The organism is Sphaerotilus sp. (genome assembly GCF_013299175.1).
In the GTDB taxonomy this organism is placed as follows: domain Bacteria; phylum Pseudomonadota; class Gammaproteobacteria; order Burkholderiales; family Burkholderiaceae_C; genus Sphaerotilus.
Genome location: NZ_JAAFKF010000100.1, coordinates 1 through 14,076, shown reverse-complemented (window position 1 = coordinate 14,076; position 14,076 = coordinate 1). Strand labels below are relative to the sequence as shown.

The 14,076-nt window shown below is 69.5% G+C and carries 12 protein-coding genes, 2 tRNA genes and 1 pseudogene; 5 read left to right on the top strand and 10 right to left on the bottom strand.

Annotation, left to right across the window (positions count from 1 at the left end):
- Both QZW52_RS15470 and QZW52_RS15465 read right to left on the bottom strand, forming a co-directional pair.
- Positions 1–290 (bottom strand): annotated as a pseudogene (locus QZW52_RS15470) (ornithine carbamoyltransferase); the annotation flags it as partial.
- Between the two features lie 17 nt (positions 291–307).
- Positions 308–1,513: an aspartate aminotransferase family protein gene (locus QZW52_RS15465; RefSeq protein ID WP_294000434.1), complete on the bottom strand. Its 1,206-nt coding sequence runs from the start codon at positions 1,511–1,513 to the stop codon at positions 308–310.
- A gap of 235 nt (positions 1,514–1,748) precedes the next feature.
- Here QZW52_RS15465 and QZW52_RS15460 point away from each other — a divergent pair, with 235 nt between their 5' ends.
- From QZW52_RS15460 to QZW52_RS15445, 4 genes are all read left to right on the top strand, one after another.
- On the top strand, positions 1,749–2,081 hold the full coding sequence (locus QZW52_RS15460; protein ID WP_294000432.1) for a DUF3579 domain-containing protein: 333 nt from the start codon (positions 1,749–1,751) through the stop codon (positions 2,079–2,081).
- Between the two features lie 105 nt (positions 2,082–2,186).
- Complete coding sequence (locus tag QZW52_RS15455) at positions 2,187–3,248, top strand: RBBP9/YdeN family alpha/beta hydrolase (protein WP_294000430.1); 1,062 nt, start codon at positions 2,187–2,189, stop codon at positions 3,246–3,248.
- Positions 3,245–4,630 carry a cytochrome P450 gene (locus QZW52_RS15450; RefSeq protein WP_294000428.1) on the top strand — a complete coding sequence of 462 codons (1,386 nt, stop codon included), beginning with the start codon at positions 3,245–3,247 and terminating at the stop codon, positions 4,628–4,630. The genes QZW52_RS15455 and QZW52_RS15450 overlap by 4 nt, the downstream gene beginning before the upstream one ends.
- On the top strand, positions 4,627–4,971 hold the full coding sequence (locus tag QZW52_RS15445) for a hypothetical protein (protein ID WP_294000426.1): 345 nt from the start codon (positions 4,627–4,629) through the stop codon (positions 4,969–4,971). Before QZW52_RS15450 ends, QZW52_RS15445 begins: the two co-directional genes overlap by 4 nt.
- Before the next feature lie 64 nt (positions 4,972–5,035).
- On the opposite strand, the gene QZW52_RS15440 is transcribed toward QZW52_RS15445, so the two are convergent.
- The 6 genes from QZW52_RS15440 to hemC all read right to left on the bottom strand — a co-directional run bounded on the left by QZW52_RS15440 (position 5,036) and on the right by hemC (position 9,574).
- Positions 5,036–5,112, bottom strand: a tRNA-Arg gene (locus QZW52_RS15440).
- A gap of 18 nt (positions 5,113–5,130) precedes the next feature.
- Positions 5,131–5,207, bottom strand: a tRNA-Arg gene (locus QZW52_RS15435).
- A gap of 68 nt (positions 5,208–5,275) precedes the next feature.
- On the bottom strand, positions 5,276–6,523 hold the full coding sequence (locus QZW52_RS15430) for a heme biosynthesis HemY N-terminal domain-containing protein (protein ID WP_294000425.1): 1,248 nt from the start codon (positions 6,521–6,523) through the stop codon (positions 5,276–5,278).
- A gap of 12 nt (positions 6,524–6,535) precedes the next feature.
- Entirely contained in the window at positions 6,536–7,636 is a 1,101-nt protein-coding gene (locus QZW52_RS15425; RefSeq protein ID WP_294000424.1) for a uroporphyrinogen-III C-methyltransferase, read from the bottom strand.
- 184 nt (positions 7,637–7,820) lie between these two features.
- Entirely contained in the window at positions 7,821–8,621 is an 801-nt protein-coding gene (locus tag QZW52_RS15420) for a uroporphyrinogen-III synthase (RefSeq protein WP_294000422.1), read from the bottom strand.
- Positions 8,618–9,574, bottom strand: a complete 957-nt coding sequence (gene hemC / locus QZW52_RS15415) for a hydroxymethylbilane synthase (protein ID WP_294000420.1) — start codon at positions 9,572–9,574, stop codon at positions 8,618–8,620. Before hemC ends, QZW52_RS15420 begins: the two co-directional genes overlap by 4 nt.
- Positions 9,575–9,728: 154 nt before the next feature.
- Between hemC and ppc the strand changes: the two genes are divergently transcribed.
- On the top strand, positions 9,729–12,602 hold the full coding sequence (gene ppc / locus QZW52_RS15410) for a phosphoenolpyruvate carboxylase (protein WP_294000418.1): 2,874 nt from the start codon (positions 9,729–9,731) through the stop codon (positions 12,600–12,602).
- 19 nt (positions 12,603–12,621) lie between these two features.
- Here the strand turns inward: ppc and QZW52_RS15405 are convergent, their stop codons facing one another.
- Both QZW52_RS15405 and QZW52_RS15400 read right to left on the bottom strand, forming a co-directional pair.
- A complete protein-coding gene (locus tag QZW52_RS15405) occupies positions 12,622–13,671 on the bottom strand; it encodes a CAP domain-containing protein (RefSeq protein ID WP_294000416.1) in 1,050 nt (349 codons plus the stop codon).
- 39 nt (positions 13,672–13,710) lie between these two features.
- Positions 13,711–14,076 (bottom strand): arginase family protein (locus tag QZW52_RS15400; RefSeq protein ID WP_473964393.1); only part of this gene is annotated, 366 nt, incomplete at its 5' end.

Below are 14,076 nucleotides of genomic sequence, written 5' to 3'. Positions count from 1 at the left end.
CGCGCCGAGTCCTCGATCGGCTCGCTGCGGCCCAACTGGCTGCCGTCGGTGGTCAGGTGGACGACCGAGCCGCCCATCTGGTACATGCCGGCCTCGAAGCTCACGCGGGTGCGCGTGCTCGCCTTCTCGAAGATCATCGCCAGCGTGCGGTCGGCCAGCGGCTGGTAACGCTCGTAGTTCTTGAAGCGCCGCTTGATGATGCGGGCGCGCTCGAACAGGTAGCTGTATTCCTCGGCCCGCAGATCCTTGAATTGCAGATAGTGCTTCATGAGACTCATGCCTGGTTTCATGGGACGAAGGGGCCGCATCACGCGGAAAGAAACGTCTTGATGATCGGACAGAGGATGCTGACGATCTCGTCGGCCTCCGCAGCGGTGAGGATCAGCGGCGGCACGAGGCGGATCACGCGGTCGGCCGTGACGCTGAGCAGCAAACCAGCCTCCATCGCCCGCGTCAGGATCTCGCCGCAGTTCCGATCCAGCTCGATGCCGATCATCAGCCCGTAGCCGCGCACCTCGGTGACGCCGGCCACGCCTTCGAGTTCGCGCAGCAGGGTGGCCTTCAGGTGGGCGCCGACGGTGGCGGCGTTTTCCATCAGGCCGTCCTCTTCCATGATCCGCAGCGTCTCGACCCCGGCGCGCATCGACAGCGGGTTGCCGCCAAACGTCGTGCCGTGGTTGCCCGGCTGGAAGATCTTCGCCGCGCGCGGCCCGCAGACCACCGCACCGATCGGCACGCCCGAGCCGAGGCCCTTGGCCAGCGGCATCACGTCCGGCTTGATCCCCGCCCACTGGTGCGCGAACCACTTGCCCGTGCGCCCGATGCCGCACTGCACCTCGTCGAGCATCAGCAGCAGGTCACGCTCGTCGCACAGCGCACGCAGGCTGCGCAGGTAATCCCAGCGCGCCGCGTTGATGCCGCCCTCGCCCTGGATGGTTTCCAGGAACACGGCGACCACGTTCGGGTTGTCGCGCACGGCGGCTTCCACGGCGGCGAGGTCGTTCATTGGCACGCGGATGAAACCCTCGACCAGCGGCCCGAAACCGGCCTGCACCTTGGGGTTGCCGGTGGCGGACAGCGTGGCGATGGAGCGGCCGTGGAACGCCTTCTCGTAGACGATGATTTCCGGGCGCTCGATGCCCTTGTCGTGGCCGAACTTGCGGGCGAGCTTCAGCGCGGCTTCGTTGGCCTCCAGGCCGGTGCTGCAGAAGAAGGCGTTGGTCAGGCCGGACAGCTCGACCAGCTTGGCGGCGAGCTGCTCCTGGCCGGGCACATGGTAGTAATTGGAGCAGTGGATGAGCGTGGCGACCTGCTCCTGCAGCGCGGCGACGAACCGGGGATGCGCGTGGCCGAGCGTGTTCACGGCGATGCCGCCGAGGCCGTCGAGGTATTCGCGGCCGGTGGTGTCCCAGACTCGGCAGCCTCGGCCATGCGACAGCGCGATCGGCAGGCGGCCGTAGGTGGTCATCACATGGGGTTCGGCGATCGAGAGCGAGGCAGGGGCAGCGGACATCTGTGAAGTCTCCGACAGGAGGGGCTGAAAAAAACAAAGGCGCCGTCAAGGAGTCGGCGCCCAGTCGATTGTAGGCAAAGCGATGGACAGCCGGCCGACAGTGACAGCAGCGATACTCGACGCGCGCCGACGGTCGCGATCCGTCACGGGGCTGCTGCGGTGCAGCACAATACGGGTTTACGTGGCAACCGCGCGAGCTTGTCACAGCAAGGCAGCAGGCAGCAGGCAGCAACACGTGACGACCAACATTCCCAAACCCCGCGAAGTCTTCATCCAGGGCATCACCAGCGATGGCCGCACCTTCCGCCCCAGCGACTGGGCGGAGCGGCTGGCCGGTGCCATGTCGTGTTTCCGGCCAGGGGGCCAGACGGGTGGCCTGGGGGGCGCGATCGGCTATTCCCCCTACTGCATCCCCACCTCGCTGGGCAACGCCAAGTGCGTCGTCGTCAACGAGGCACTCAAGGAGATGGAGCCGATGGCCTGGGACTTCGTGATGAACTTCGCCCGCGACAACGACCTGCAGGTGATCGAGGCGTGTCTGCTGCCCGATCCGCCGCGCAAGGTCTGATCCTCTGCCGCTCTGATCCGCTGACCCGCCAACTCCGCCTTTTCAGCGGTTTTTCCGCTCAAGTTCCGCCGATCGGCGCCGAACGCGGCGCGCCATGATGGCCGGGTGAACTCCCAGCCCGTCCACGCCTGCCTCCCGATCCGCCGCCGGCGGGTCCACGCCTTCAGCGGCTTCGACCCGCGCGGCGCCGCCCACGACCACCACCTTGCCCGCACCGAAGCCCTGCGCGCCCAGCCCAGCGGCGCGCGGCTGGAGGTCGGGCCGCGCCTGCCGGACGGCCCGCAGTGCCACACCTGGTCCGTGCAGTGCCAGCCGGCCGACCCTGGCGCAGCGGCCGTCCACACCACGCAGGTCCGCATGGGCTGGGACGATCTGGTGCGCGCGCACTGGCGCAAGACGCCGTCGCAGTGGCTGCGCACCACGGTTCGGGTCTACGCGGCGCTGGTGCGCGAGGTGGGCCTGTGGCGGCTGTACCGGCTGCATCCGCCCGCCTTGCTGACGGCGCTGTGGCCGCTGTGCGGCGGGCCGGGCGGGGCGTGGCTGCTGCGCATCTGCGATTTCCTGTGGCAACTCGGGCGCGCCGAAGTGCCGGCGCTGGAACGCCGCCGCGCCGACTGGGTCGAGCAGATCCTCCACCGCCAGCAAGCCGATCCGGTCGAGGAGGTCATCCTGGTCGGGCACAGCGTGGGCGCGCTGCTGGCGGTGTCCACGGCCGCGGCGCTGCTGGCCGATCCACGCTGGCAGGCCGTGCAGGGCGGGCGGCGCACCGGGCTGGTGACGCTGGGCGCCTGCTACGCCGGGTTGACACTGCGGCGGGGCGCGGGGGCACAGCAGTTCCGGCAGGCGCTGGTGGCGCTGTGCCGCACGCCGGGGCTGGACTGGCTCGATGTGACGGCGCGCATCGACCCGATGTGCGTCGATCAGGCCCATCCGCTGGCCGGCACCGCCGAAGGTGACGCCGGATCGGATCGGCCGGTGCGGCGCTCGGCGCGGTTCTTCCAGATGTACGCATCCGCGCACTGGCAGGCGATCCGCCGCGACAAGCAGCGCGCGCACAGCCTCTACCTCATGACGCCGGACCACGCCGGCAATTTCGATCTCCACGACCTGCTCTACGGCCCGCGCCCGTTCGCGCAGCACCTGGGCCACCCCCACCCACCACCATGAATGCCCCCCATTTCTGCCCCGCCTACCCCCAGCCACGGCGGCACAAGGTGTCCGGCTGGCTGATGTTCTTCAGCGCCCGCCATTCGTGGCTGGACGCGCTGTACGAGCGCAGCTACCGGATGCAGATGGGCGAGGTCCACCTGCCGGGGCTGGACCTCTACATGGTCAACGAGCCGGCACTGGTCCGCCAGGTGCTGACGAACGCCGGCGACAACTTTCCCAAGAGTGCCCTGCTCGGCGAGGCGCTGGAGCCGCTGCTGGGCGAGAGCATCTTCACCACCAACGGCACCCAGTGGCAGCGCCAGCGCGCGATGATGGACCCGGCCTTCGCGCAGGCGCGGCTGAACGTGGCCTTCCCCGTGATGCGCGAGGCGACGGACGCGATGCTGGCGCGGCTGGCGGCCTTGCCCGACGGCGTGGAGCACGACCTGGAGGTCGAGATGACCCACGTCACCGCCGACATCATCTTCCGCACCATCTTCTCCGAGCCAATGACCGGGCCGGACGCGCACCGGGTGTTCGACGCCTTCTCGCGCTTCCAGGCGCAGGTGCCGCGGCTGATGCTGCCGTCGCTCTTCGGAAAACGCTGGTTGCGCTGGCCGTGGGATGCATGGCGCAGCCGGCGGGCGGCGCGCGAGATCCGCGGCTTGCTGGAAAAACTGGTGCGCCCGCGCTACGAAGCCCACCGCGCAGGCTGCCCGGCGACGCGGCAGGACATCCTCGCGTCCTTCCTCGACGCCCGCGACAGCGAGAGCGGCGCGCCGTTTGCGTTCGAGGCGCTGGTGGACCAGGTGGCGATGCTGTTCCTGGCCGGCCACGAAACCTCGGCCAGCGCGCTGACCTGGGCGACGCACCTGCTGGCGCACGCCCCCGATGTCCAGGCGCGGGTCCATGCCGAAGTGGACGCGCAGCTCGGCGACCGGGCGGCGGAGCTGGGCGACATGAAGGCCCTGCCCCTGACGCGCAACGTGTTCCGCGAGACGCTGCGGCTGTTCCCGCCGGTGGGCTTCATGGCACGCCAGACGGCGGGCGCTTGTCCGATGCGCAAGAAGCAGGTGCCTGCGGGTGCGACCGTCGTCGTCGCACCCTGGCTCATCCACCGCCACCGCGACCTCTGGCCCGAGCCGGACGCCTTCAACCCGGACCGCTACGACGGCGACACGGCCCGCGAGGCGCTGAAACAGGCGTATCTGCCGTTTGGCATGGGGCCGCGGGTGTGCATGGGCGCGGCCTTCGCGCTGCAGGAGGCGACGCTGATCCTGGCGCAACTGGTGCGCCGCTACCGGCTGGAGGCGGTGCCCGGCCATGTGCCGCAGCCGGTCGGGCGGCTCACGATCCGCTCGGCCAATGGGGTGCGGCTGCGGCTGTTCCGGCGGGCATGAAGGAGCGGCTGGCGGGTTTCCTGCTGATGTGCGCGGTGGTGCCGATGGCGGTGTGCGGCTACCTGCTGCTGGTGTGGGTGGGGTTGTTCGGGCCGAATGCGCGCGGACGGGCGGGCGTGCGGGCGCTGGACCACTTCGTCAATGCCACTGTCTTCAACGGCTACGCCTGGGAGTCGATCTCATCACACGCCTGGCGGGCGCGTGACCGGCGGTGGGCGCAGGTGGTGATCCGCGTGACCGACCGTTTCCAACCCGACCACTGCCGGCGGGCGAACAAGCGCGAACAGCCGGTGGTGGACCTGGTGCTGAAATCGCGCCTGGACCGGCAGACGATCGCCTGAGCGCAATGCGAAGCGGCAAAGCAAAACGGGTCAGCTTCCGAAGAAACTGACCCGTTGCGTTGTCTGGTGCGGCTGGCAGGATTCGAACCCACGACCCCTTGGTTCGTAGCCAAGTACTCTATCCAACTGAGCTACAGCCGCAATGCGAAATTTGATAGTTGGTGCGGCTGGCAGGATTCGAACCCACGACCCCTTGGTTCGTAGCCAAGTACTCTATCCAACTGAGCTACAGCCGCTCAAATTTTGCTGAGAGACGGATTATGGCGTGAATCCCCCGCGCTTGGCAAGCCATTGGCAACATGGCTCACGAATTTTTTGCCGCCTCGCGGTAGCAGCGGTGTGCGAGTTCCTCGTCACCCTCGATTTCGGCGATCTCGGCCAGCGCGCGCCAGGCTTTCATGCGCAGCACGCTGTCGGCGTGCGGCGACTGGGCCGCCGATTCGAGCAACCGGTGGGCGCGGCCCCAGAGCTGGCGCTCGGCCATCGCCTGCCCGACGACAAAGGCCAGTTGCGGATCCTGCGGCAGCGATTCGATGCTGGACTCCAGCAGCGGCAGCCAGTCGGGCGGCAACCCAGGCAGCACCTCGGCAAACGCATCCAGCACATCGGCGCGCTCACGCTCACCCAACTGCGAAAGGTTTTCCCAGTGCGGCCGCAACCAGCCGCGGGCGTCCGACAAGGCGTCCAGCGCACCGGCCCGCTTCGCGGCGCGTGCGGTGACATAGGGATCGCGGCGATCGGCGCTGTCGAGCTGCAGCCAGGTGCGGCGGAGCTGGTCGGCATCGCGTGCGGTGTCGAGCGCCTCGACCGCCAGCGAACGCAGCAGGCCCTGTGCGGCCGCTGGTGTGAAGCCCTGGTGCTTGGCGAGCAGGCGAGCGGTCTTGAGTGCCTCCAGGGGCTGGCGGGCCAAGCGTGAGGCTTGCAGTTTGAGTCGAAGCGCGTGCGTGCGCCGCGCCACGCCGGCCGGCAACAGCGCCAACTGGTCCAGCGCCCGGTCGGCGTCGCGGTCATCGACGGCCCACTCGGCGGCCAGCAAGCGCGCGCCCTCGCCCACCGTCGATCCTCCCGGCAGATTCGCGATGAGTGTCTGCGCCTGGGAGAGCTGCTCGTTGCGGCGCGGCTGGTCCTGCAGGCGGTGCAGGCTGCTGGCGGCCACCAGATGCGCCAGCACGGCAAAATCCGGCTCGATGCGCAGATCCGGCGACTGCGCCCGGATCTCCAGCGCCTGCTGCGCCGCCTTGTTGGCACGGCCGTAGCGGCCAGCGAACAGCAGCGAGAACGATTCGCGCAGCGCCTTCTGTGCCGCATGCTCGCGCTGGCGGGTGCGCCACGCCTTGGCGCGTTCCGGCAGCCCGACGAGGCTCGACACCGCCCCGATCACGACGTAGCCCGCCCCGCCGAGCATCAGCATCACCAGCACGAAGACGTTGATCGACACATCGACCCGCCACGGCGACCAGTAGATCGACACCAGCCCGTCGTTGGCCCCGAGCGTGCTCGCCGCCAGCACGGCGACGGCAAAGATCAGCAGCAACCAGACCACTTGACGCATGACCGCCTCCCCTCAGCGACCCGCCACCGCGGCAGCCGTGGCAGCGAGGGACTCATCGGGCCGGGGAATGCCCACCAGGCGGCTTTGCGCAGCGACGGCGCGCAGCAGATCGGCAGCAATCTGGGTGCGGCGCGCGGTGCCGTCGAAATAGGTCTGCAGCGAACGCTGGGCACTCTGGAGATCCACCGTCGCCGCCTCCGGCTGGCGCGACAGCAGCGACAGGCGCGCGTTGAGCAGCCGCAGCTTGAGGTTCTCGCGCAGGAACACGCCCTGCTCGGGGGCCAGCAGCATCGCCTCGGGCCGGTCGATGCGGGTCACGCGCAGCAGGCTGCTGACCTCGTCCCACACCAGACGCAGCGGCCGTTCCCAGTCCACCAGCCATTGGCGCCACAGCGGCAGATCCGCCCGCGCCGGAGCGGACGCCACCGCTTCCTGCGACTGCGCGCGCTGTGCCGACACCACCGCACGCGCCGTGGTCGCCGACTGCGATACCAGCGGCAGCTCGTCCGTGAGGCGCACCACCTCGTCGAGCTTGATGAGCAGCGAGCCGATGTCCGGCACCGCCACGGCGCGCACCCGGTCCAGGTCGCGGGCAATGGCGCGGCGCAGCGGCTCCAGACGCGGCTGGCTGATGCGGGCCAGGCGTTCGTCGGCGCTGCGCAGGGCGGCCATCAGGGGTTCGGCGCTGCCGGTGATCGAGCTTTGCTGCACGGCGACGCGGATCGAGGCGTCGATGTCCGACACCGCGTTTTCGTCGCGCGAGCGGGACATGGACAGGATCAGGTCGTCGAGCTGGTCACGCTGCAAGGCCACTTCGGACACCCGCGCGTCCATCAGCGCGACCTTGGCGGCGGCGTCGCGGGCGACATCTTCTGCCTGCTTGGCCAGCACGCGCGCTTCGGACGCCTGCTCGCTGCTGCCCTGCTGGCGCTTGACGAGTTCCATCTCCAGCGCGTGGACCCGCTGCTGCGTTTCCCAGCCCATCCAGAGGCTGCCCCCGGCGACCAGCGCCAGCACCAGTCCGACGGGCATGACCCACGACGGCAGGGCGGGTGGCACTGCGGCAGCGTGGACGATCATCGGCACCGCAGGCGCGGGTGCAAGGTGAGCCACCGGCGCAGGGGCAACGGCCGGAACGTCCGGCGTTGTTGCGGGCGGTTCGGCGCTGGCGGGAGCGCCTGTGGGAGGAAGTGTTTGATCGTTCACGGGCGTTGCGGGGCCGAAGTGTTCATCCCGCTGCGTGGATTGTATCGACGGGGCATGACGACCGTGCAACGCATCACAACTGCCGATACATTCAGCGCCAGCACGCCACCGCCTGCACCACGGCCACCGGATCCGGCGTCACCGGCACGACCTGCTGGAAACCGCCCCGCCGCGCCGTCTCGGCGATGCGCGGATGCGTGGCCAGCACCGGCACCGCCAGCACGGCAGCGCGCAGCACGGAGTCGGCCATCGGCGCATCCGGCGCCAGCAGGTGGGCGATGCACTGCGAGCTGCTGAAAAGCCAGGCATGCCGCGCCGGCTGTGCGGCCACCGCCACAAGCGTGTCGTGCAGCGCCCCCGGCCACACTGGAAGCCCACGCCGATACGCCGCCAGACACGACACCGACGCCCCCGCCCGGCCCAGCGTGTCGGCCAGCCAGTCGCGCCCGTCCTCGCCCCGCACGACCAGCACCGACTGTCCAACCCAGTCCAGCCCGGCCAGCGCGTGGGTCCAGAGCGATTCGGCGTCGAAGGTCACGGCGTCCATCGGTGGTGACACGATCGACGCGGGGTCGATCCCATGCGTCTGGAGTGCCGCCACCGTGCCAGGTCCGGTCGCGCCGGCGAGTGTCGTGTTCGGCCAGCACGCACCGGCCGGACGCGCCGCGAAGAACGCCAGCACCGCATTCGGGCTGACGAACATCACCAGCCGGTGCCGCTGCAGCCCCATCCAGGTGCGCGCCACGTCCGCGTCGAACGCAGCGACCCGTTCGATGCGCATCAGCGGCAGGGCACGTGCGGCCTGACCCAGCGCCTGCAGCCACGCGACCCACTCGTCGGCCTGCGGCTGCGGCCGGGTCACGACCACCGTGACGCCGGGCGCCAAAGTCATGCCGCCGCCAGCGCCTCGGCCGCGGCCAGATAGGCCATGCCGCCGCCATCGCGCAGCAGTTGCGCCACCGACAGACCCAAGGCTTCGGCGCCCGCCACGTCGGTCACGGCCCCCTCGACTTGCGCCATCAGCAGCGGCTGCGCCGCGTCGGTCGGGTGGCCGAGGCGGGCTTCGAGCTGCATCCAAGCACCGTGCCACGTCCCATGCGCGGCCAACGGCATGCTGCAACTGCCACCCAGCGCCCGCGACACCGCCCGCTCGGCGTGAACCGCCAGCCACGTCGGCGTGTCGATCAACGTCGCCAGTGCCTCGCGCAGCGCCACGCTGTCGGTGCGGACTTCGATGCCGAGTGCGCCCTGTCCCGCCGCCGGCAGCATCACCTGCGGATCGATCACCGCCCGGATGCGCGACGCCAGCCCGAGCCGCTTCAACCCTGCCGCCGCCAGCACGATGCCGTCGTACTGTCCCTCGTCGAGCTTGCGCAGCCGCGTGTCGAGGTTGCCCCGCAGCGGCTGCACGTCCAGATCCGGCCGCACCGCCTTGAGCTGCACCACGCGGCGCAGGCTCGACGTGCCGACCTTCGCACCCAGCGGCAGCGCCTGCACCGAGTCGAAGTGGTTCGACACCCAGGCGTCGCGCGGATCCTCGCGCTCCAGCACGGTACACAGCGTGAACCCGGCCGGCATTTCCATGGGCACATCCTTGAGCGAATGCACCGCCAACTGCGCGCGGCCCTCCTCCAGCGCGACCTCCAGCTCTTTCACGAACAACCCCTTGCCGCCGACCTTGGACAAGGCACGGTCGAGGATCTGGTCGCCACGGGTCGTCATGCCCAGCAGATCGACGCTCCAGCCGAAACGGGTGTGCAGCAGCGTCTGGACATGTTCGGCCTGCCACAGGGCCAGGCGGCTTTCTCGGGTGGCGATGGTGCAGGAGAGCGGCGGTGTGTTCATCCCGCCATTGTCCCGCATCGACACCCGCCCGCGACCGACCCCCGCCGACCCACCGCTGGCCTCGAACTTGCTGGTTTCCGCATACGATGCGAAACACGCGGTGCTAAGATTTAGCCCGTAACCAGATTACCAATCCAACGACTTCGAGGTTTCAATGCCACGCGCCGCCCGCTCCCGCTCGCCCGGCTCCGTTGCCGCCCCCGACACAGTGGCCGTTGCCAGCTCGCCGGCCGACGCCGCCGAGAAGAACCGCCCGCTGGTCGAGGACATCCGCCTGCTCGGGCGCCTGCTCGGTGACGTGATCCGCGAACAGGAGGGCAAGGCCGCCTTCGAGCTGGTCGAGAAGATCCGCCAGCTCTCCGTCGCCTACCGCCTGAAGCAGGACGCGACGGCCGGCAAGGCGCTCGACCGGCTTTTGAAGAACCTCTCGGTGGACCAGACCGTCAGCGTCATCCGCGCCTTCAGCTACTTCTCGCACCTCGCCAACATCGCCGAGGACCGCCACCATGTGCGCCGACGTGACGTGCATGAGCGCCAGGGGCATCTGCAGGAAGGCTCGCTGGCGATGACCTTCGAGCGGCTGGCCGACGCCGACATCCGCGCCGACGACATCGCCCGTACGCTCGACCACGCGCACATCTCGCCCGTGCTGACCGCGCACCCGACCGAGGTGCAGCGCAAGTCCATCCTCGACGCCGAGCGCGCCGTGGCGGAACTGATCGGCGAGCGCGACGGCCTGCACACCGCCCGCGAGCGCAGCGACAACGAAACCATGCTCACCGCCCGCGTCACGCAGCTCTGGCAGACGCGCATGCTGCGCTACACCAAGCTGACCGTGTCCGACGAGATCGAGAACGCGCTGTCCTATTACCGCAGCACTTTCCTGCGCCAGATCCCGAAGCTGTACCGCGAGGTCGAGAACGCCTTGCCCGGCCGCCCGATCGCCAACTTCTTCCGCATGGGCAACTGGATCGGCGGCGACCGCGACGGCAACCCCTTCGTCACCGCCGAGACGCTGAAACTCGCGCTGTCGCGGCAGAGCGAGACCGTGCTGCGCCACTACCTGACCGAGGCGCATGAACTGGGCGCCGAGCTGTCGATGTCGCTGCTGCTGGCACCGATCACGCCCGAGATGGCCGCGCTGGCCCAGCGTTCCCCCGACCAGAACGCGCACCGCGAGGACGAGCCGTACCGCCGCGCCCTGATCGGCGTCTATGCCCGGCTGGCCGCGACGCTGCACGAACTGACCGGCACCGAAGCCCTGCGCCACGCCGTCGCCCCGCAGAACCCGTATGCCTCGTCGGACGAGTTTCTGGCCGACCTGAAGGTGATCGAAGCCTCGCTGAAGCACCACCACGCCCAGGCATTGATCGCGCCGCGCCTGGCGCCGTTGATGCGGGCCGTCGAGGTGTTCGGCTTCCACCTGGCGACGGTGGACCTGCGCCAGAGTTCGGACAAGCACGAGGAGGTCGTGGCCGAACTGCTGCGCACCGCGCGCATCGAAGCCGACTACAGCGCGCTCGACGAGTCCGGTCGGCGCGAACTGCTGATGCGGGTGCTGAACGACGCCCGTTCGCTGCGCGTGATCGGCGCCGAGTATTCGGAGCACGCCCGCAGCGAGCTGGCGATCTTCGAGACGGCGCGCACCATGCTCGCCCGCTACGGCCGCCACGCGCTGCGCCACTACATCATCAGCCACACGGAGGACGTGAGCGACCTGCTGGAGGTGCTGGTGCTGCAGAAGGAGGTCGGCCTGATGCGCGGCACGCTGGACAGCCAGGACGACAAGACCCTGGCCCGCAACGACCTGATCGTCGTGCCGCTGTTCGAGACCATCGGCGACCTGCGCAACGCCGCGCCGATCATGCAGCAGTTCTATGCGCTGCCGGGTGTCGCGGGGCTGGTGCAGCGGTCGGGGGCGGAGCAGGACATCATGCTCGGCTACTCCGACAGCAACAAGGACGGCGGCTTCTTCACCAGCAACTGGGAGCTGTACGCGGCGGAACTCGCGCTGGTCGAGTTGTTCGACACCCTCGGCCACCACCACGGCATCACGCTGCGCCTGTTCCACGGCCGCGGCGGCACGGTCGGCCGTGGCGGCGGCCCGAGCTACCAGGCCATCCTCGCGCAGCCGCCCGGCACCGTGAACGGCCAGATCCGCCTGACCGAACAGGGCGAGGTCATCGCCTCCAAGTACGCGCACCCGGAAATCGGCCTGCGCAACCTGGAAACGCTGGTCGCCGCGACGCTCGAAGCCACGCTGCTGCACCCGACCAAGAGCGCCCCGCGCAGCTTCCTCGACGCGGCGGCCGAGATTTCGGCGGCGAGCATGGCGGCCTACCGGGCGCTGGTGTACGAGACGCCGGGCTTCACCGACTACTTCTTCAGCGCCACACCGATCCGCGAGATCGCCGAGCTGAACATCGGCTCGCGCCCCGCGTCACGCAAGGCGACGCGGGCGATCGAGGATCTGCGGGCGATTCCGTGGGGCTTCTCGTGGGGGCAATGCCGGGTGGCGCTGCCGGGCTGGTGCGGCTTCGGCTCGGCGGTGGAGAGCTACCTCGCCAACGGCAAGACCGACAAGCTGCGCGCCGAGCGGCTGGCGCTGTTGCAGCGGATGTGCAAGGACTGGCCGTTCTTCCGCACGCTGCTGTCGAACCTGGACATGGTGCTGGCCAAGACCGACCTGCGCATCGCGGCGCGCTACCTCGATCTGGTCGAGGACAAGAAGCTCGGCAAGCGGATCTTCGCCGCGATCGAGGCCGAGTGGCAGCGCACCAACGACGCGCTGAACCAGATCACCGGCGACACGCAGCGGCTGGCGAACAACCCGACGCTGGCCCGCTCGATCGAGCACCGCTTCCCTTATCTCGACCCGCTGAACCACCTGCAGGTCGAGCTGATGCGCCGCTACCGGCAGCGGCCGGCGGACGCCAAGACGGCGGGCGACCCGACACTGGAGCGGCTGCAGCGCGGCATCCACATCTCGATCAACGGGGTGGCGGCGGGCCTGCGCAACACGGGCTGAGGCGGACGCAGGCTCTGGCTCAATCCACCAGCCGGAAGGTGTAGCTGTAGCTGCGCAGCACACCGTTCACCCGCACGTTGGTGATGGTCACGTCGTGGAACACGCCCGCCACGATGCCCGCGGCGCGAAAGCGCAGGACGTTGGGCACGCCGTAGCCGACGTAGTCGGGCGAGACCTCGCTGACGGCCAGCGCCGCACCGCCACGGGGCACGACCGAGACGGTGGCCACGCCGTAATCGACCTTGCTCTGGCCGTTGGCGCTGCGGCTGGTCTTGTCGGCGATGGCGGTGAAGGACTGGATGGGGGCCGTGGTGCCCGTGCCCTGGAAGTACGCCTTCTTGTAGTCGCCGACCGGGTAGGCCACGTAGTCGGACGCGACCGGGCCGGCGCCGTCGGTGGTCTGGATGACCTTGAGCGCGGCGCCGGTGGCGCGCACGCCGCCAGCGGATTCGACATCCACGCGTCCGAAGGCCACCTTGGTGAGGAAGGGGTCGAGCATCCAGCGGCGGTGGCCAAGCGTCGCTTCGCTGCCCACATCGGCCAGCCAGCCCGCCAGGATGGTCGCCGAGGAGGCCAGTGTCAGGTAAGCACTCGGGCCGCCAAGGTAGAGGTTGCTGCTGGCGCCGCCGTCCCGGCCGGTGGGGGTGTAGCAGCCCCAGGAGGTCGGTGGCGCGTGGTCGAGCGCGCTGTTGACGACCGACATCAGCGCAATCTGCATCACCTCGCCATCGCCAGCCGTGTCATAGCCGACGGTGGCCAGACCGTGGGCGGTGCGGATGGCGTTGACGGTGGCGAGTGCGCCGGATTTTTCTGCGGCGGTCAGCGTGCCGGTGCGGCAGAGGCTGGTGTCGGGCAGCGTGGCGTAGAGCGGCAGAGCGGCGGTGGTGAAGTCGGAGGTGCTGCCACCCGATCCGGAGCCAGACCCTGAACCCGAACCAATGCTGATCGACGCCCCGACACTGCCGCCGCAGCCTGCCAGGGACAGCGCCAGCGCCGCACAGAGGCTCCAGCCCGCCCAGCGGGACACAAGCGTGGCAGGGTCAGGGTGGACAAACGAAAGAAACGGCATGACAGGCTCCCGGATCAGGTAGTGGACAAGCCCTGAAGCCTACCGCGCCTGACCGCTGAAACCTTCCAGCACATTGACGACGTTGGTGCCTACCTCGGCCACGGCGTAGCCACCCTCCAGCGTGAACACCGTCGGCAGACCGCACCGGGCCAGCCGCTCGCCAAGCCGGAAGTAGTCGGCGCTGCGCAGGTGAAAACCGGAAATCGGATCGCCCTCGAAGGTGTCCACGCCCAGCGCCACCACCAGCGCATCGGGCTGGAACCGCGCCACCGCCTGCGCGGCGTGGTCGAGCGTATCGAACCAGGTCGCGGCCGAGGTGCCGCGGGGCAGCGGCAGGTTGAGGTTGCAGCCGAAGCCGGCACCCTCCCCGCACTCGTCCGCGTGGCCGAGGAAGAAGGGGTATTC

What these genes read in the sequence shown, in the direction of transcription:
- QZW52_RS15465 (WP_294000434.1), bottom strand. Translation starts at nt 1,513, where the DNA reads ATGTCCGCTGCCCCTGCCTCGCTCTCGATCGCCGAACCCCATGTGATG.
- QZW52_RS15450 (WP_294000428.1), top strand. Translation starts at nt 3,245, where the DNA reads ATGAATGCCCCCCATTTCTGCCCCGCCTACCCCCAGCCACGGCGGCAC.
- QZW52_RS15445 (WP_294000426.1), top strand. Translation starts at nt 4,627, where the DNA reads ATGAAGGAGCGGCTGGCGGGTTTCCTGCTGATGTGCGCGGTGGTGCCG.
- QZW52_RS15430 (WP_294000425.1), bottom strand. Translation starts at nt 6,523, where the DNA reads ATGCGTCAAGTGGTCTGGTTGCTGCTGATCTTTGCCGTCGCCGTGCTG.
- QZW52_RS15420 (WP_294000422.1), bottom strand. Translation starts at nt 8,621, where the DNA reads ATGACTTTGGCGCCCGGCGTCACGGTGGTCGTGACCCGGCCGCAGCCG.
- hemC (WP_294000420.1), bottom strand. Translation starts at nt 9,574, where the DNA reads ATGAACACACCGCCGCTCTCCTGCACCATCGCCACCCGAGAAAGCCGC.
- ppc (WP_294000418.1), top strand. Translation starts at nt 9,729, where the DNA reads ATGCCACGCGCCGCCCGCTCCCGCTCGCCCGGCTCCGTTGCCGCCCCC.
- QZW52_RS15405 (WP_294000416.1), bottom strand. Translation starts at nt 13,671, where the DNA reads ATGCCGTTTCTTTCGTTTGTCCACCCTGACCCTGCCACGCTTGTGTCC.